This window comes from Fumia xinanensis, from assembly GCF_014384905.1.
Lineage (GTDB): Bacteria > Bacillota > Clostridia > Oscillospirales > Ruminococcaceae > Fumia > Fumia xinanensis.
This window is the reverse complement of the sequence record NZ_JACRSV010000001.1, coordinates 114232-130963: the sequence shown is the minus strand read 5'-3', so window position 1 is coordinate 130963 and position 16732 is coordinate 114232. Positions and strand designations below refer to the sequence as shown.

General features: G+C 50.1%; 14 protein-coding genes. 1 reads left to right on the top strand and 13 read right to left on the bottom strand.

All coding sequences use genetic code 11. From position 1 onward, the window contains the following. Window positions 1-8: 8 nt before the first annotated feature. From trmFO to infC, 8 genes are all read right to left on the bottom strand, one after another. Complete coding sequence (trmFO, locus tag H8710_RS00630; protein WP_249293454.1) at window positions 9-1325, bottom strand: methylenetetrahydrofolate--tRNA-(uracil(54)-C(5))-methyltransferase (FADH(2)-oxidizing) TrmFO; 1317 nt, start codon at window positions 1323-1325, stop codon at window positions 9-11. A gap of 46 nt (window positions 1326-1371) precedes the next feature. Beyond that, on the bottom strand, window positions 1372-3456 hold the full coding sequence (topA, locus tag H8710_RS00625; protein WP_249293453.1) for a type I DNA topoisomerase: 2085 nt from the start codon (window positions 3454-3456) through the stop codon (window positions 1372-1374). 113 nt (window positions 3457-3569) lie between these two features. Continuing rightward, the gene (gene dprA, locus H8710_RS00620; RefSeq protein ID WP_249293452.1) at window positions 3570-4781 is read right to left on the bottom strand and encodes a DNA-processing protein DprA; all 1212 of its coding nucleotides are present in this window, start codon (window positions 4779-4781) and stop codon (window positions 3570-3572) included. 13 nt (window positions 4782-4794) lie between these two features. After that, the gene (locus H8710_RS00615) at window positions 4795-5256 is read right to left on the bottom strand and encodes an S-ribosylhomocysteine lyase (protein WP_249293451.1); all 462 of its coding nucleotides are present in this window, start codon (window positions 5254-5256) and stop codon (window positions 4795-4797) included. A gap of 22 nt (window positions 5257-5278) precedes the next feature. Continuing rightward, window positions 5279-6061, bottom strand: a complete 783-nt coding sequence (locus H8710_RS00610; RefSeq protein ID WP_249293450.1) for a TrmH family RNA methyltransferase — start codon at window positions 6059-6061, stop codon at window positions 5279-5281. A 102-nt stretch (window positions 6062-6163) separates the two neighbouring features. Then, on the bottom strand, window positions 6164-6517 hold the full coding sequence (gene rplT / locus H8710_RS00605; RefSeq protein ID WP_249293449.1) for a 50S ribosomal protein L20: 354 nt from the start codon (window positions 6515-6517) through the stop codon (window positions 6164-6166). Between the two features lie 40 nt (window positions 6518-6557). Continuing rightward, complete coding sequence (rpmI, locus tag H8710_RS00600) at window positions 6558-6755, bottom strand: 50S ribosomal protein L35 (protein WP_249293448.1); 198 nt, start codon at window positions 6753-6755, stop codon at window positions 6558-6560. Window positions 6756-6806: 51 nt separating this feature from the next. Next, complete coding sequence (infC, locus tag H8710_RS00595) at window positions 6807-7340, bottom strand: translation initiation factor IF-3 (protein WP_249293447.1); 534 nt, start codon at window positions 7338-7340, stop codon at window positions 6807-6809. A gap of 498 nt (window positions 7341-7838) precedes the next feature. On the opposite strand from infC, the gene H8710_RS00590 reads away from it, so the two are divergent. Next, a complete protein-coding gene (locus H8710_RS00590) occupies window positions 7839-8870 on the top strand; it encodes a CAP domain-containing protein (RefSeq protein WP_249293446.1) in 1032 nt (343 codons plus the stop codon). Between the two features lie 104 nt (window positions 8871-8974). On the opposite strand, the gene H8710_RS00585 is transcribed toward H8710_RS00590, so the two are convergent. The 5 genes from H8710_RS00585 to H8710_RS00565 form a co-directional block, all read right to left on the bottom strand. After that, window positions 8975-9973: a GGGtGRT protein gene (locus H8710_RS00585; protein ID WP_249293445.1), complete on the bottom strand. Its 999-nt coding sequence runs from the start codon at window positions 9971-9973 to the stop codon at window positions 8975-8977. Between the two features lie 19 nt (window positions 9974-9992). Then, entirely contained in the window at window positions 9993-10682 is a 690-nt protein-coding gene (locus H8710_RS00580; protein WP_249293444.1) for an iron-sulfur cluster assembly scaffold protein, read from the bottom strand. A 135-nt stretch (window positions 10683-10817) separates the two neighbouring features. Next, window positions 10818-11831, bottom strand: coding sequence for a type I glyceraldehyde-3-phosphate dehydrogenase (gap, locus tag H8710_RS00575; protein WP_249293443.1), 1014 nt, complete (start codon window positions 11829-11831; stop codon window positions 10818-10820). A 205-nt stretch (window positions 11832-12036) separates the two neighbouring features. Further along, window positions 12037-13956 carry an ABC transporter ATP-binding protein gene (locus H8710_RS00570; protein ID WP_249293442.1) on the bottom strand — a complete coding sequence of 640 codons (1920 nt, stop codon included), beginning with the start codon at window positions 13954-13956 and terminating at the stop codon, window positions 12037-12039. Then, complete coding sequence (locus H8710_RS00565) at window positions 13953-16160, bottom strand: ABC transporter ATP-binding protein (RefSeq protein ID WP_249293441.1); 2208 nt, start codon at window positions 16158-16160, stop codon at window positions 13953-13955. Before H8710_RS00565 ends, H8710_RS00570 begins: the two co-directional genes overlap by 4 nt. Window positions 16161-16732 lie beyond the last annotated feature (572 nt).

Here is a 16732-nt window from a genome sequence, read left to right as displayed (position 1 = left end):
ACTCTACACTATTGAAAATTGATGGCCTTGAGCGCCTTTTGAAGGGCGTCAATTCCCCGCTCCGCCGTTAAGCGGTAGCGCTCTTTTTTATCTTTGATCCGCTGGGGCAATGGTGGAAGGATTCCCATATTGCTCCCCATAGGCTGAAAATCGGATTTGGTATCGTCGCTGATGTGGTCGGACAGGGCCCCCAGCATGGTCTCTCGGGGAAGCTCTATGAGGGGCAGATTCAGCATCGTCCGGGCCAGATTATGCCCTGTAATGAGGCCGCTGGCCGCCGATTCCACATACCCTTCCACGCCGGTGAGCTGCCCCGCAAACCAGATGGACGGATTTTTCTTCATCTGAAAGTGCCGGTTCAGGCAGCGGGGCGAGTCGAGGAAGGTGTTGCGGTGCATAACGCCGTACCGGACAAACTCGGCGTTTTGAAGGGAGGGAATCATCGAAAAAACCCGTTTTTGCTCCCCCCATTTGAGGTTTGTCTGAAAGCCGACGATGTTATATAAGCTTCCTTCGGCGTTTTCCTTGCGAAGCTGCACCACCGCCCAGGGACGGTGCCCTGTCCGCGGGTCAATAAGCCCCACAGGCTTCAGCGGCCCGAACCGGATGGTGTCGGAACCCCGCTTTGCCATGACTTCGATGGGCATACAGCCCTCGTAGACCTTGAAATGCTCCTGCTCAAAGGACTTGAGCGGGACGCTCTCCGCCTGGACCAGAGCTTCCAAAAATGCCTCGTATTCTTCTTTATTCATGGGGCAGTTTAAATAATCGTCGTCTCCCCTGCCGTAGCGGGAGGCGGCAAAGGCGATACTCCTGTCCACACTCTCCGCTGTGACGATGGGGGCCGCCGCGTCATAGAAACTCAGGTGCTCGCTGCCGGTAAAGCTCAAAATCACCTGAGCCAGATTATCGCTGGTCAAAGGCCCTGTCGCCACCACCACGGGGCCGTCAAAATCAAGGCTTGTGACCTGCTTTTCAATGATGTGGATCAGCGGGTTTTCCCGAATTTTTTGGGTGACGAGATTGGAAAACCGCTCCCGGTCCACCGCCAACGCTCCCCCCGCCGCCACCGCTGTTTGTTCCGCACAGGGAACGATCAGAGAATGAAGCAAACGCATCTCTTCCTTGAGCATACCAGAAGCCGATTCTAATCGGGAGGCTTTCAGGGAGTTGGAGCAGACAAGCTCGGCAAACCCGGGGTATTTGTGAGCGGCGGAATAATTTTCCGGTTTTTGTTCGTATAAGTCGACCTGGATTCCATAGGAGGCAAGGATATTTGCGGCTTCGCAGCCGGCAAGTCCCGCCCCGATGACAGTTGCCTTCATAGGGACTCCTTTTTTAAGATATTTGGTAAACGCCCCACGGAGACGTCTATTTTTCCGTATCCTTGCGCTCATAGTCGCACTCGGAATTGGAGCAGTAGATTTTTGCTGCCCGCCCCACTTTTTTCAAGAGACTTTTGCCGCATTTGGGGCATTTTTCTTCAATGGGAGCATCCCAGGACAGGAAGGAGCACTCTGGATTGTGTTCACAGCCGTAGAATTTTTTGCCCTTTTTGGATTTTTTCTCCAAAATCTTGCCGCTGCACAGAGGGCAGGTGCCTGGGGTCTCTACGACGATCCGCTTGGTATTGCGGCACTCGGGGAAGCCGGGACAGGCCAGGAATTTCCCAAAGCGACCGTTTTTAATGACCATATTGCGTCCGCATTTTTCGCAGACAACGTCGGTCTCCTCATCGGGCACCTTCATATAGGTGCCTTCCAGATTCTTTTCCGCGTCCTCCAGGGTTTTGGCAAAGCCGCCGTAGAATTCCTCCAACGTCTTGACCCAGGGCTTCTTTCCCTCTTCCACCAGGTCCAGATTGCTCTCCATCTGGGCGGTGAACCTCTCGTCTACGATAGAAGAGAAGTGGTCTTTCATCAGTTGGGTAGTGATTTCTCCCAACTGGGTGGGTTTCAGCTGCTTGCCTTCCCGCTCGATGTAGTTGCGAGCCAAAATTGTCGTAATAGTTGGCGAATAGGTCGAGGGACGGCCGATGCCGTTTTCCTCCAAAATCTTGATGAGGGAAGCCTCGGTAAACCGTGGGGGCGGCTGAGTAAAGTGCTGGTTGCCCTCCAAGCTCTGGACTTTGAGGACGTCGCCCTTCACAAGCGGAGGCAGAGCGCCCTCCTTCTCCTCTTCCTCGTCTTTTCCCTCGACGTATAATACGGTAAAGCCGTCGAACTTGACGGTAAAGCCGCTGGATTTGAAATTATAGCCGTTGGCGTCGATGTCCACCGAAACGGTGTTGTACTCAGCATTTGCCATCTGACTTGCGATAAAACGCTCCCAAATTAGCTTGTAAAGCTTATACTGATCGCCGGTGAGACTGGGTTTTAACTGCTCCGGCGTCAGGTTCGGCATAGTGGGACGGATGGCCTCGTGAGCGTCCTGGGCGTTGTTTTTGGTCTTATAGACCCGGGGCTCCGGCGGCAGGTAATTGTCGCCGTACTTCTCCCCAATATAAGCGTTTGCCGCCTCCCGGGCGTCGTTGGATATCCGCAGGGAGTCGGTTCTCATGTAGGTGATGAGACCTACCGCCCCCATCTTGGGAATTTCCACGCCTTCGTAAAGCTCCTGAGCCGCTTTCATCGTCCGCCGGGACTGAAAGCCCAGCTTACGGGAAGCTTCCTGTTGCATGGTAGAAGTGGTAAAGGGCGGCGCAGGGGACTTTTTACGGACGCCGGTTTTGATTCCGGAAACGGTGAAAGCGGCATCCCGGATATGGGAGAGGACTTCATCGGTTTCTTCTTTGGTTTTCAGCTCCATCTTTTTGCCGTCTTTGCCGTAGAATTTTGCGCCAAAGGCTTTTTTGGAGGTTTTCGCCAAAAGTTTCGCGTCGATGCTCCAGTACTCTTCCGGTACAAAATTGCGAATCTCGTTCTCTCGATCCACGATAATGCGCACCGTCACCGACTGGACGCGCCCGGCGCTAAGGCCTGGACGCACTTTTTTCCAAAGAAAAGGGCTTAGCTTATAGCCCACGATACGGTCCAAAATCCGGCGCGCCTGCTGGGCGTCAAACAAGTCCATGTCGATCTGGCGCGGATGGGCCATGCCCTCCTTGACGCCGGTTTTGGTAATTTCGTTAAAGGTAATCCGGTTTTTAGCGGCCACGTCCAATTTCAACAGGTTCGCCAGATGCCAGGAAATAGCCTCTCCTTCCCGGTCGGGGTCAGTCGCCAGATAAATTTTATCGCACTTTTTGGCCGCATCCTTTAAGGCCTTGATGGTGTCGGACTGCTTGCGGATGTTAATATATTTCGGGGTAAAGCCGTTTTCCACATCCACACCCAGGGTGCTCTTAGGAAGGTCGCGGACATGTCCCATGGACGCCACGACCTCGTAATTTTTGCCCAAATATTTTTTAATGGTTTTCGCCTTTGCAGGCGACTCCACAATTACCAAATTTGACATTCAATCAAACCTTTCTCATTTCTCCAATTGGTTTTCTTCATTACATAATGGTTGCTGAACAGCAAACGGCATGCGCTTGTTGTTCAGCAGACACTATGCTGCTGTTTGGCGATTTATGCCAGAGAATATCTCCTGCCTGAATGAGCGGTGACCAGTTCCAGCAGCTCCAGCTCGGTCAAAACGGACAGAATCTCGTATATTTCCCATCCCACTTCGCGGGCCAAATCGTCCGCGTGAATGGGCTCAACAGTCAGGATTTCGTACAGCGCCTTCTGCTTTTCTGTCAGGCCATGGGGAGCAGGCGGTTTCTCTCTGGGGACGTCAGCGCCTTTGGGAACCGTCTTTTGGGAACTGCGGTAGACGCTTTCGCTCGCCACCTTCAGTTCCGGTTCGCCGCCGGTGACGGTGATGGCCGGTCTTTCCAGCCGCTCCAAATCAAGCCTTCCCTCATATTGGACGGTATATTCTTCCAAAATATCGGTCACGTCAAAAACAGCTTTAGCGCCCTCCCGCAAAAGCGGAACGACGCCGGTGTATCTCGTATCGTAAATATTGTAGGGCGGCACGCAGAAAACATCTCGGTCAAGGTCGTTGGCAAGCCGGGCGGTGATGAGTGCTCCGCTTTTAACAGGGGCTTCAGTGACCAGCACCCCGTTTGCTAGTCCCGCCATAATCCGGTTTCTAACGGGAAAATACTTGCCGTTTACAGAGGTTCCTGGCGGGAGTTCGCCGATAAGCGCCCCTCCTCGGTTGAGGATTTCCTGTTTGAGCCTTTTATTTTTCGCCGGATAATCGATGTCGTGGCCACAGCCCAAAACACCGACAGTTCTACCTCCTGCTTTTAAGGCACCCCTATGGGCGTATTCGTCGATACCCACGGCGCATCCGCTAACGACAACAGCCCCCGCCAGGGCCAGCTGGTAGCTCAGGTTCCCAGTAACGCTCTTTCCGTAGTCGGAGGCCTCTCTGGTACCCACCACCGTGATGGCCGGAGTATCATTTAAATAGGAAATGTTCCCCTGGACATAGAGCACCAAAGGCGCGCCGTATACATGACGAAGCTTTTCGGGGTAGCCGGGATCGCTTATGGGCACCACTCGTACGCCTAATTCATCACAGCGTTCTAAAATCAACTGAGCTCGCTCGAGAGAAATTTTCCGAAGCCTGTCCCCGTCCCGAGGCGTGAGGTAATCAACGGATTCGCAGATGGTCTCACGGTTTTCATAAATGGAAATAATATCCTCTGCTTCCGCCAGCTGCTGCGGTTTCCCGCTGCCGTAGGAAAAGCAGAGAGAAAGCCAAATCCAATAGGCACGGTCGTCCATCGTTATCACTTCCTTACACTTCGTATTGGAGCTGCTCCACGGTCCAATTTTCCAGCACTTTGCACATATCCGCACCATAGGCCTTGGCCTTTTGCAGGTCGTGCTCCAAATAATTACCGCATTCTATGGCGCTGACGCCGGGGATTTCCCCTTTATAGTCAGCGATAAACCTGCAGGCATCCCGCACCAAGGCGATTGCCTCTTTATGAGAAACACGGTCTCTTACAATGAAGTAAAATCCGGTCCGACAGCCCATGGGGCCCGCGTAAATCACTGAGTCAGAAAATTTTGAGTTGCGGACATAAGTGGCAAACAAGTGCTCAAAGGTGTGTATACCAGCGTTTTCGAGATAGCATCCGCTGTTGGGCACCGCCATGCGGATGTCATAGGTCACAGCATCCCCGTCCACCCGGGACAGGTACATTCCCTTTTTCAGTTTATTGTGGTTGACGCAAAAACTCTTGATTTTTTCCATAATTTTCGTTCCTATTCCCCGGTTATCGGCCTTTCGCCATCTCCCAGATAATAATCGTAGCCGCCATGGCGGCGTTTAGGGACTCGGCGCTTCCCGGCATGGGAATGGTCAGCTTGTCCCGGCAACAATTTGCCTGCTGTGACGAAAGTCCATTCCCCTCGTTGCCAATAACGACAACGCTTCCACCGGAAAAGTCGACAGATGGGAGAGGCAGGGCGTCCTTGTCGACCACCGCCGCATAAGAATGGAGTATATCCCGATATTTCTCCAGGAAAGCATCCAGGTCAGTTATTAAAAACGGCATTCGAAACAGCGACCCCATCGCTGCGCGAATTGTCTTGAGGCTATACACATCACAACAGTTTTCACTCACAAGGATACCGGAAATACCCATCGCTTCGGCAGCCCGGAAAATCGTGCCCACGTTACCAGGATCCTGAAGGTCCCAAAGGGCGATAAACTTGCCGTTATTGTCTATTTTACCAAGGTTTAACGGTTTGTCAAGCTTTTTGCAAACGGCATAAATCCCCTGAGGAGAAGGAGAACCGGCAATTTTGTGTTCCACCGCTTCTCCAATCAGAAAGACCGGAGGCATAGAGGAAGGCTTTTGCAGATGCTCAAAACGAGGCAAAAAGCTCTCGGAGAGGAACACCTGCTCCACCTGTACGTCAGAACGGGCCGCTTCCTCGAAAAGCTTTGCCCCCTCGATGACGAAAAGGCCCTGCACATCCCGTGCCTTTTTCTGAGAGGCAAGTTTTGCATACCGCTTAATTTTTTCGTTATCTTTAGCCGTAATTTTCTCCATTTGAACCCCCGCACCAAATTTTCTCCTACAGGATCCGTCACTTTTCGAAAGATGCCAAAATGAGCAAACGCCCAGGCCAGAAGGCCGGGCGTAAGAATCTCATTATAATGCTGCTTTTGCTTTTTCGACCAAAGCGGTAAATGCAGCAGCGTCATGAATAGCGATCTCGGAAAGCATCTTGCGGTTTAAGGTGATGTTTGCTTTTTTGAGGCCGTTCATGAACTGGGAGTAGTTGATGCCGTTCATTTTGCAAGCGGCAGAAATTCTGGTAATCCAAAGTTTTCTGAAGTCACGTTTTTTCTGTCTGCGGCCAATGTATGCATACTGGCCGGATTTCATTACTGCTTCTTTTGCAGTTTTAAAGAGTTTGCTCTTGCCGCCCCAGTAGCCTTTTGCCAGCTTCAGGGTTTTATTTCTTCTCTTGCGAGTTGCCATCGCGCCCTTAACACGAGCCATAGTTTTCTACCTCCAAATTCGGTTTCAATAAAGTCTTTCCTTATTTATAAGGAATCATGGTTCTGATGGTTGCCTGTACAGTCTTATCCGCATAGGCGCCTTTGCGCAGAGCTCTTTTGCGCTTGGTGGATTTCTTTGTCAGGATATGACGTTTACCCATCTTGCCGCGTTTTACCAAACCGTTTTTGGTGACGCTGAAACGCTTTTTCGAACCGCTGTGAGATTTGATTTTAGGCATATCGTAAGTCCTCCTTATCGTTTTGTGATCTCCCTCGGTGGCGGGTAAGCCTTATTTTGCAATCTTAGGCGACATAAAAATCGCCAGGCTTCTGCCTTCCATTTTGGCTGGCTTATCAACCGCACCAAATTCGGCGCACGCGTCCTTAAACCGGTCGAGCAAATCTCTGCCCAAATCGGTGTGGGCCATTTCTCTTCCACGGAAGCGAACAGATACCTTGACCTTATCGCCGCCTTTTAGAAACTTGTTCGCCTGGTTTATTTTGGTTTCAAAGTCATGGGTATCGATGTTCATCGACATCCGCACTTCCTTCACTTCAACCGTTTTCTGATTTTTTCTCGCTTCTTTTTCGCGCTTTGCCTGCTCATAGCGGTATTTTCCGTAGTCCATGATGCGGCACACATTTGGTGTCGCCTGCGGCGCGATATCGACGAGATCCAATCCTTTTTCGATTGCCAGAGAAAGCGCCTGTTTGGTAGGCATGATCCCCAACTGACTTCCATCTGCGTCTACAACGCGGACTTCTCTTTCGCGGATTTCTTCATTGATAAGCAAGTCTTTTTTGCTAATGGTAAGCACCTCCACAACCTAATGGTATCATCTTACTGCCAAAACAAAAAATGCACGAACCAAATACCGTCCGTGCTCAATACAACCAAAAAAATACATCTTTGGATTTTATATTGACCCATCTAACACAAAAGCGAAGGGTGAGAACGGAATGTTCTGCTTTATTGTTCTGGTCTATTATAACATAAGCTTATCTAGCTGTCAACTATTTATTCTGCCAAAGGTTTTTGTCTTCATATGTTGATATTTTGTTACAAATTTCTTCAATCTGTTGACGAATATGAAAATGCAATGCTATAATATTATAATAACAAAAGTACAAAAAATGTCAAAACCTCCAAGCAAAATTCTCTCTTTTACATAAGAAAAGCCGGATAGGCTGACTTTTACCCTAAACAACCCTACAAACACCTAGATGCCTTTTCGTAAATCGGCACCGCAGAATCAATTGAACCGCCGGGTTGCAGCCGGTGTGTTCTATGATGGTAATGCTCTGCGAAAGGATGAAAACTGATGAAACGACTCACTAAAACTCTGATTTCTATAGCCGCAGCGGCTTCCGTCGCCCTTTCTGTCAGCGCATCGGTATCCGCAGGCTGGGTTAAACGCAATAACGGAACCTGGTCTTATTATGATTCCTTAAACTATAAAGCCACAGGCTGGCTTAAGCTCGGCTCTGTCTGGTATTATCTAGATACAAACGGCATTATGGCCACTGGTTGGAAGCAGATAAACGGTATCTGGTATTATTTTAACAGCAGCGGTTCTATGAAAACCGGTTGGCTGTTGGACAACAGAAAATGGTATTACCTGAATGGCGATGGCACTATGAAAACCGGCTGGCTCAAACTCCAAAACACCTGGTATTATTTAAATGGCGACGGTTCCATGAAAACCGGCTGGCTGCTGAACGATAATAAATGGTACTTTTTCAGTGACGGAGGGGCCATGAAGACCGGTTGGCTACTGAAGGACGGAAGATGGTACTATCTGAACGGCGACGGCTCTATGAAAACCGGCTGGCTCAAATTAGGTGACAAACAGTACTACCTGGCCTCGGATGGAAAAATGGTTACGGGGCGCCAGTCCATTGACGGCACCACTTATGTTTTTCAGGATGACGGAGCGCTGATGCCCAACACCACTTCTATAGAGGATGCCACCGAATATGAACAGCAGGTCCTCAAAGAAGTCAATCAAATTCGTATAAATGCCGGGCTTCATCCTCTTGCATATTCAAGTTCCCTTACCCTAGGCGCTAAAATACGTGCCGGGGAAATTGCTCTGAAATTTGACCACGTCCGTCCAAATGGCACCAACTGGTATACCGTTTTTACCGAAATCGGTCAGTCGGCCGATGGAACGGGGGAAAATATCGCCCGGAATTACTCGACACCGAAAGCGGTAGTACAGAGCTGGATGGACTCTTCTGACCACCGAAAAAACATCCTGGACCCGGATTTTCGGTATATGGGCATCTGCTATCTAAAAAAAGTCTCGGGCGATGAATACTGGGTACAGCTTTTTTCCAATACACTTTCCTAAGTAAATTGAAAAAAGAGGTCGACAGTTTGCCGACCTCTTTATTATAACAAAACAGCCGAGAGCAATGTTCTCGGCTGTTTTTCTAAAAATATCACGGGGTATGATTATTTGCCTGCTTCTTCTACGGCAACTGCACAAGCAACGGTGGCGCCGACCATGGGATTGTTACCCATGCCGATAAGACCCATCATTTCAACATGTGCGGGAACGGAGGAAGAACCGGCAAATTGGGCGTCTCCATGCATACGGCCCATAGAATCGGTCAAACCGTAGGAAGCGGGGCCGGCAGCAACGTTGTCGGGATGCAGGGTACGGCCTGTACCGCCGCCGGAAGCAACGGAGAAGTATTTTTTGCCGTTTTCCATAGCCCATTTCTTGTAAGTGCCTGCAACCAGGTGCTGGAAACGGGTGGGGTTGGTGGAGTTACCAGTGATGGACACGTCAGCTTTTTCATGTTTCATGATAGCAACGCCTTCCAAAACGTCGTTGGCGCCATAGCAGCGAACTTTCGCTTTATCGCCGTCAGAATATGCTTTTTCACGGACGATCTTCAGATCGCCGGTAGCGAAATCATACTCTGTTTCCACATAGGTGAATCCATTGATTCTCGAAATGATCATTGCCGCGTCTTTGCCCAAGCCGTTCAGGATGACACGCAGAGGTTTCTTTCTTGCTTTGTTAGCAGTTCTGGCGATACCAATTGCGCCTTCCGCAGCGGCGAAGGACTCGTGTCCAGCCAGAAAGCAGAAGCAGTCGGTCTCTTCTCTGAGGAGCATTGCGCCCAAGTTACCGTGGCCCAAGCCAACCTCACGCTGCTCCGCAACAGAACCAGGGATACAGAACGCCTGCAGTCCGATACCAATCGCTTCAGCAGCGTCAGCTGCTTTAGTGATACCTTTTTTCAGTGCCACAGCAACGCCCAAGGTGTAAGCCCAGGAAGCATTCTCAAACGCGATAGGCTGAACGCCTTTGACGATTGCATCTACGTCGATACCTTTGCTGAGGCAGAAATCTCTCGCTTCGTCCAGAGTTTTAAAGCCGTATTCCGCAAGGCAAGCCTCGATTTTAGGCATTCTTCTCTCTTGACCTTCAAATTTTGCCATAATCTTAGAACCTCCTTACTTATTCTTCTCTGGGGTCGATATGTTTGTAACCTTCATAACGACCATATGTACCAATGTTGTTCTCGTAAGCTTCTTTGGGGTCTTTGCCGTGACGGATGTCCTCGAGCATTTTGCCCAATTTTACGAATTTATATCCGCAGACTTCGTTGTCCTCGTCCACAGCGATTTTCAGGATATATCCCTCGGCCATCTCCAGGTAACGAACGCCCTTTGCACCGGTGGAAAAGATGGTTCCAACCTGAGAACGGAGTCCCTTGCCTAGATCCTCGAGGCCTGCGCCGATGGGCAAGCCGCCCTCAGAGAAAGCGGTCTGGGTTCTGCCGTAAACAATCTGCAAAAACAGCTCTCTCATCGCAACGTTGATGGCGTCACAGACGAGGTCGGTGTTCAGTGCTTCCAGGATGGTTTTGCCGGGGAGAATTTCACCTGCCATAGCGGCGGAGTGGGTCATACCGGAGCAGCCCAGTGTTTCAACCAGCGCCTCTTCGATAATACCATCTTTGACATTCAGAGTCAGCTTGCAGCAGCCCTGCTGGGGTGCACACCAGCCCACACCGTGAGTCAGGCCGGAAATATCTTTTACATCATACGCTTTGACCCATTTGCCTTCTTCCGGGATGGGAGCAGGACCGTGTTTCGGGCCTTTGGCAATCGGGCACATTCTCTCTACTTCATGAGAGTAAATCATATTTTTTACCTCCCTTAATGATTTGAATGACTTGCCATAAAAATAGGCGTTTCATATTCTCAAAAAAATGTGCTGCCGCTTTTCGTGGCAGCACATTCTGATTTGTGAAGAAGTTAACCTTCCAAAACGCACAGATTATGCGAGTTCAGCGAAGTATTTGATGGTTCTGACCATCTGGCTGGTGTAGGAGTTCTCATTGTCGTACCAGGAAACGACCTGTACCTGGAAGGTATCGTCGTCAATCTTGGTAACCATGGTCTGAGTAGCGTCAAACAGAGAACCATAGGTGATGCCGATGACATCAGAAGAAACGATTGCGTCCTCATTATAGCCAAAGGAAGCGGAAGAAGCAGCTTTCATTGCGGCATTGATGCCTTCAACGGTAACGTCTTTGCCCTTAACGACAGCGACGAGGATGGTGGTAGAACCGGTGGGAACGGGAACGCGCTGAGCGGAACCGATCAGCTTGCCATTCAGTTCGGGGATAACGAGGCCGATTGCTTTCGCAGCACCGGTGGAGTTAGGAACAATGTTAGCAGCGCCGGCGCGGGCACGGCGAAGGTCGCCTTTGCGGTGCGGACCGTCCAGAATCATCTGGTCTCCGGTGTAAGCGTGAACGGTTGTCATGATGCCGCTCTCAATGGGAGCGTAATCATTCAAAGCTTTCGCCATAGGAGCGAGGCAGTTAGTGGTGCAGGAAGCAGCGGAAATAACAGTGTCGTCCTTCGTCAGGATGTTCTCGTTAACGCTGAAAACAACAGTTTTGGTCTCTTTGTCAGCGGGAGCGGAAATAACAACCTTTTTCGCACCTGCGTCAATGTGAGCCTGAGCTTTTGCTTTGGTAGCAAAGAAGCCGGTGCACTCCAAAACAACGTCTACACCCAGCTGGCCCCAAGGGAGTTCAGCGGGGTTGGGGTTTTTGTAAATGGTGATTTTCTTGCCGTCAACGGTGATAGAATCTTCACCAGCGGTGACGGTGTGGCCCTCATAGCGGCCCTGAGCGGTGTCGTACTTGAGAAGGTGAGCCAGCATGTCAGGGCTGGTTAAGTCGTTGATGGCAACGATTTCATAACCTTCTGCGCCAAACATCTGACGGAATGCCAAACGGCCGATACGGCCAAAGCCATTGATTGCAACTTTAACTGCCATAATAATAAAACCTCCAAAATTTTATTCTGGTATTATTCTATACCAAAACCGCGGAAGATACAAGTATTTGTTATAAATTTAACGCGATTAAAGTATTAAATTTTTATGAATCTTCGGACACATTTTTTGTGGATTTCTTCCCGATTCGCTTAAATTCGGGAAAAAAGCAGAAAAAGCGTCGGCCTTTTCTGCTTTTACTGGTTTGTTAAGATGCTTCTTCCGCCGACTCGAACTGAGCGTTGTAAAGATTTGCGTAAAAGCCGTTTTGTCGGAGCAGTTCTTTATGATTGCCCTGTTCCACGATGTCTCCGTTGTTCATGACGAGAATCAGGTCGGCGTCGCGGATTGTGGACAGCCGGTGGGCGATGACAAAGCTGGTGCGGTGCTGCATCAGCTTATCCATGGCCTTCTGGATGTCCAGTTCGGTCTTGGTGTCGACGGAACTGGTCGCCTCGTCGAGAATCAGAATCTTCGGGTCAGCAAGAATAGCTCGGGCGATGGTGAGCAGCTGTTTCTGCCCTTGGGAGACGTTCGTGGACTCCTCGTTCATCATCACATCGTATCCATCCGGCATGGTTTTGACGAAATGATCCACCCGCGCCGCCTTGGAAGCCGCCAGTACTTCGTCATCGGTGGCGTCTAATCGTCCGTAGCGGATGTTTTCCCGAATGGTGTCGTTATAGAGCCAGGTTTCCTGCAAGACCATGCCGAAGAGACTTCTCAGGTCGTGGCGGGTAAACCGTTTGATATCGTGGCCGTCGATAAGGATACGTCCGCTGTTCACGTCGTAAAAACGCATGAGCAATTTGACCATGGTGGTCTTTCCCGCACCGGTAGGGCCGACGATAGCCACCTTCTGCCCGGCTTTAACCTCGGCGGAAAAATCATTGACGATGATCTTATCGGGATTATAGCCGAAGCTCACATGCTGGAAGCTCACATTCCCGTGGAAGGGCTCGGAAACAGCCTTCCCGTTTTCATCGGTATAATGGAGGATAAAGGCACCGTTTTCCGCCGTCACGCGGATGGGGTTTTCCGCCTCGGGAGATTCCTCCTCTTCGTCGAGAAACTCAAAAACCCGCTCGGCGGCGGCCGCTGTCTGCTGGAGGATATTCGTGATGTTCGCCAATTGGGAGATGGGTTGGGTAAAGGTGCGGACATACTGGATAAACGCCTGGATGTCGCCGACTGCAATGCTTCCGCCCGCAGCCAGCGTGCCGCCTAAAATACAAACTGCCACATAGCCTAAATTTCCCACAAAGTTCGTCGCCGGCATGATAAGGCCGGAGAGAAACTGGGACTTCCAGGCGGATTTATAGAGGGTATCGTTGTACTTTTCAAAAGTTTCTGCGCACTCTTTTTCACCGTTAAATGCCTTCATGACCACATGACCGCCGTAAACTTCCTCCACCTGACCGTTGACATGGCCCAGGTAATCCTGCTGGTCGACGAAATAATGCTGGGACTTTTTGACGATGAGCATGACGAAGACGAGGGACAAAGGCACGATACAAAGGGCCGTCAGCGTCATGGGAACGCTGATGGTGAACATCATAATGAGCACGCCGATGATGGTCGTCACCGAAGTAATGATCTGTGTCAGGCTCTGCTGGAGGGAGTGGGACACCGTGTCCACGTCGTTGGTAATACGGGAGAGGACCTCGCCCTGACTGGTGCTTTCAAAATACTTGAGAGGCATCCGATTAATTTTTTGGGAAATGTCTTTTCGAAATCGGTAGGTCACCTTCATCGAGATGTTGTTCATGACCCACCCCTGGACAAAGCTGAATCCGGAGCTAAAGAAGTACAGCGCCACCATGATGAGGACAATCATGCCGATATAGCCGAAATTGATGCCGCCGGTACCGCGAATTTGAGCGAGGATGCCATTAAAGACTTCTGTGGTCGCCTGCCCTAGAATTTTCGGTCCGATAATATTAAAGGCAGCGCTGAGTACCGCGAAAAATAACACCAGCGCAATGGCCAGCTTGTATTTCCCGAGATAAATGAGCAGTTTTTTGATGGTTCCCTTGAAATCGTGGGCTTTCTCTCCGGGAATTGCCGCAGCGCCCGGCCCGTGGCCCATTGGGCCGCGCATTCTGGGAGGACGTTTTTGCTCACTCATGCCAATTCCTCCTTACTGAGTTGAGAATAAGCAATCTGCTGGTACACTTCGCAGTTTTCCATCAGTTCTTCGTGGGTGCCTTTGCCGACAATTTTTCCCTCATCCAAAACGATGATCTGCTCGGCGTGGCGGATGGTTCCCACCCGCTGGGCCACCAGCAAAACAGTGGCGTTTCCGGTCTGTTTTTTCAGCGCCCTGCGGAGAGCGGCGTCGGTCTTGAAGTCCAAAGCCGAAAAGCTGTCGTCAAAAATATAGATAGGAGGCTGCTTTACCAACGCCCGAGCAATGGAAAGCCGCTGCTTCTGGCCGCCGGACACGTTGGTGCCGCCCTGAGCAATAGGTTCATCGAATTTGTCGGGCTTGCTTTCAATAAATTCCATTGCCTGCGCCGTTTCCGCGGCAATCCGCACCGCTTCTTCCGAAGCGTCAGCATCACCGTATTTTAAGTTGGAGTCGATGGTACCGCTGAACAAAATCGCTTTCTGAGGCACGTAGCCGATCTGCTCTCGCAAGTCATGCTGTGCGGCATTGCGGACGTCTACTCCGTTGACGGTAACGGTTCCCTCCGTTGCATCATAAAACCGAGGAATTAGGTTCACAAGGGTGGATTTGCCGGAACCGGTGGAGCCGATAAAAGCCGTGGTCTCCCCTGGTTTTGCCGTAAAGCTGATGTGGTGGAGGGTGTCTTCCTCCGCACCGGGGAAACGGAAGGTCACATCTTTGAATTCCACAATGCCGGTTCTGGAAAGATCGCTGTCCATTCCGACGGGATGCTCCGGATCCCGAATGGAAATTTCGGTATCGAGGACCTCCGCAATCCGGTCACCGGAAACGGCCGCCCGGGGGAACATGATAAACATCATTGAAAGGGCCAGGAAAGACATAACCACCTGCATCGCGTACTGCATGTAGGCCATCATGTCGCCCACCTGCATAGAAGCGGCGGCAATCTGATGGGCGCCCACCCAGATAATCAGAACGTTGACGCCGTTCATTATAAGCATCATCACCGGCATCATGGCCGCCATGACCCGGTTGACAAAAAGCTGGGTCTTCATCAAATTCTGGTTTGCGCCATCAAAGCGCTGTTCCTCAAATTTTTGAGTATTGTAGGCTCTGGAAACCATTAAGCCCGACAGGTTTTCACGGGTCACTTGGTTTAATCGGTCGATGAGCTTCTGAATGGATTTGAATTTTGGCATAACTGTGATAAAAATGGTCAGCATCAATCCCAGGAGCAAAATGACCGCCAATGCGATAATCCAGGACATAGACACGCTCTTTTGCAAGGCGTAGATGGTACCGCCGATGCCCATAACTGGGGCGTAGATCACCATTCGGATGGCCATGATCACGAGCATCTGCACCTGAATCACGTCGTTTGTAGTACGGGTAATCAGAGACGCCGTCGAGAACTTGTCGAACTCCGCATTGGAGAAGTCTTCCACCTTGCGGAAAACCCGTTTACGCAGGTCTCTAGCCAGCCCGGAACCGATTCGGGCTCCCAAAAATCCTACTACGACGGTGCAGGCTGCTGCTAAGAGCGAAACAAGCAGCATCGCCCCGCCAGTGCGAATGATATAACTCCGCTGGAGGACGACGGTATCCAGTTGAATCGCCTCATATTCTTCTTTGACGAACTGAACCGCCGCCTGGGTCAGCATGCTCTCACCCAGGGCCTCGTATTCTGCGATGACCTTGTCGGCAATCTGCATCCGCTGTTCAAAGGGCATGGAGGAAACCAAAGCGATCAAGTCGACGTTGCCGCCGGGAAGGGCTTGCCCACTCAGCTCTCCAAAAACTTTCTGGAGGGTATCCGGGTCTTTTTCCAGGGATTCCATCGTTCCAACCGTCGCGAACGCCCTGGCAAACGCCGTGTTCATTTCTTTTCGGTCGGAACTGCTGAGTCCCTTTTTCTGTAAAATCCAGTAGTCTCCGCCCGCTTCACTTGCTTCGCCTAAGTAATGCTTCGCTATCAGGCTCTGCTCGTCTTCCGACAGAAACAGAAAAAGTTTTTCCACTTCGCTTGCCCGAATTTTTTCTGGCACTGCATCTGTGATACCGCTCTGCTGTATGCCTACATTGACAATGTTGGACATGTAATCCGGAAGCTTCAAATCGCACATGGCCTGCACGAATACCAGCACAACGGCAACTGCAATGGAGCCTGCAAACGGTTTGAGGTACTTCATAATTTTCTTCATCGACCGTTCTCCTCTCATTCCCTCTTCATCTTTTCTTTAACCGATAATTTGTTTATAATTTACTTTTTTACCGTATAAAGGTAGTAAAATCAATCAAGATGGGTTCAAAAGGCAATCAACTTTTGAAAAAGTAAATTATTAAAAAATAGTTATGGGTTTGCAAAGCAAACCCATAATACCCGCTTTTTGGGCTGTTATAGGCGTCTTATGCCCATAACAATATTGTTTTTTTATAATTTACTTTCTTTTACCTGCATTTTATGCGGTAAACTCCATAGAAGATGGGTTCAAAAGGCGAATGCCTTTTAAAATAGTAAATTGCTAGATAATAGTTGCAATCCGTGTTACGGATTGCATATGACTGTATCATCAGGCATATTGTGGGCACTTCATGCCCGCAAAGATACTGTTTTTTATTATATTCCCCGAATATGAACTGTATTTGAAGGAATGCGCAGGAACCGCCTGTAATTTGTGAATGAAGATTGAATTTTCTGGAAGAAAACGGGGGGCGAAACCGAATCGCTTTTGCACCTGGCAACTTCTATGGTATAATGTCCACAAATAGCACA

What these genes read in the sequence shown, in the direction of transcription:
- trmFO (WP_249293454.1), bottom strand. Translation starts at nt 1,325, where the DNA reads ATGAAGGCAACTGTCATCGGGGCGGGACTTGCCGGCTGCGAAGCCGCA.
- topA (WP_249293453.1), bottom strand. Translation starts at nt 3,456, where the DNA reads ATGTCAAATTTGGTAATTGTGGAGTCGCCTGCAAAGGCGAAAACCATT.
- dprA (WP_249293452.1), bottom strand. Translation starts at nt 4,781, where the DNA reads ATGGACGACCGTGCCTATTGGATTTGGCTTTCTCTCTGCTTTTCCTAC.
- H8710_RS00615 (WP_249293451.1), bottom strand. Translation starts at nt 5,256, where the DNA reads ATGGAAAAAATCAAGAGTTTTTGCGTCAACCACAATAAACTGAAAAAG.
- H8710_RS00610 (WP_249293450.1), bottom strand. Translation starts at nt 6,061, where the DNA reads ATGGAGAAAATTACGGCTAAAGATAACGAAAAAATTAAGCGGTATGCA.
- rplT (WP_249293449.1), bottom strand. Translation starts at nt 6,517, where the DNA reads ATGGCTCGTGTTAAGGGCGCGATGGCAACTCGCAAGAGAAGAAATAAA.
- rpmI (WP_249293448.1), bottom strand. Translation starts at nt 6,755, where the DNA reads ATGCCTAAAATCAAATCTCACAGCGGTTCGAAAAAGCGTTTCAGCGTC.
- H8710_RS00590 (WP_249293446.1), top strand. Translation starts at nt 7,839, where the DNA reads ATGAAACGACTCACTAAAACTCTGATTTCTATAGCCGCAGCGGCTTCC.
- H8710_RS00585 (WP_249293445.1), bottom strand. Translation starts at nt 9,973, where the DNA reads ATGGCAAAATTTGAAGGTCAAGAGAGAAGAATGCCTAAAATCGAGGCT.
- H8710_RS00580 (WP_249293444.1), bottom strand. Translation starts at nt 10,682, where the DNA reads ATGATTTACTCTCATGAAGTAGAGAGAATGTGCCCGATTGCCAAAGGC.
- gap (WP_249293443.1), bottom strand. Translation starts at nt 11,831, where the DNA reads ATGGCAGTTAAAGTTGCAATCAATGGCTTTGGCCGTATCGGCCGTTTG.
- H8710_RS00570 (WP_249293442.1), bottom strand. Translation starts at nt 13,956, where the DNA reads ATGAGTGAGCAAAAACGTCCTCCCAGAATGCGCGGCCCAATGGGCCAC.
- H8710_RS00565 (WP_249293441.1), bottom strand. Translation starts at nt 16,160, where the DNA reads ATGAAGAAAATTATGAAGTACCTCAAACCGTTTGCAGGCTCCATTGCA.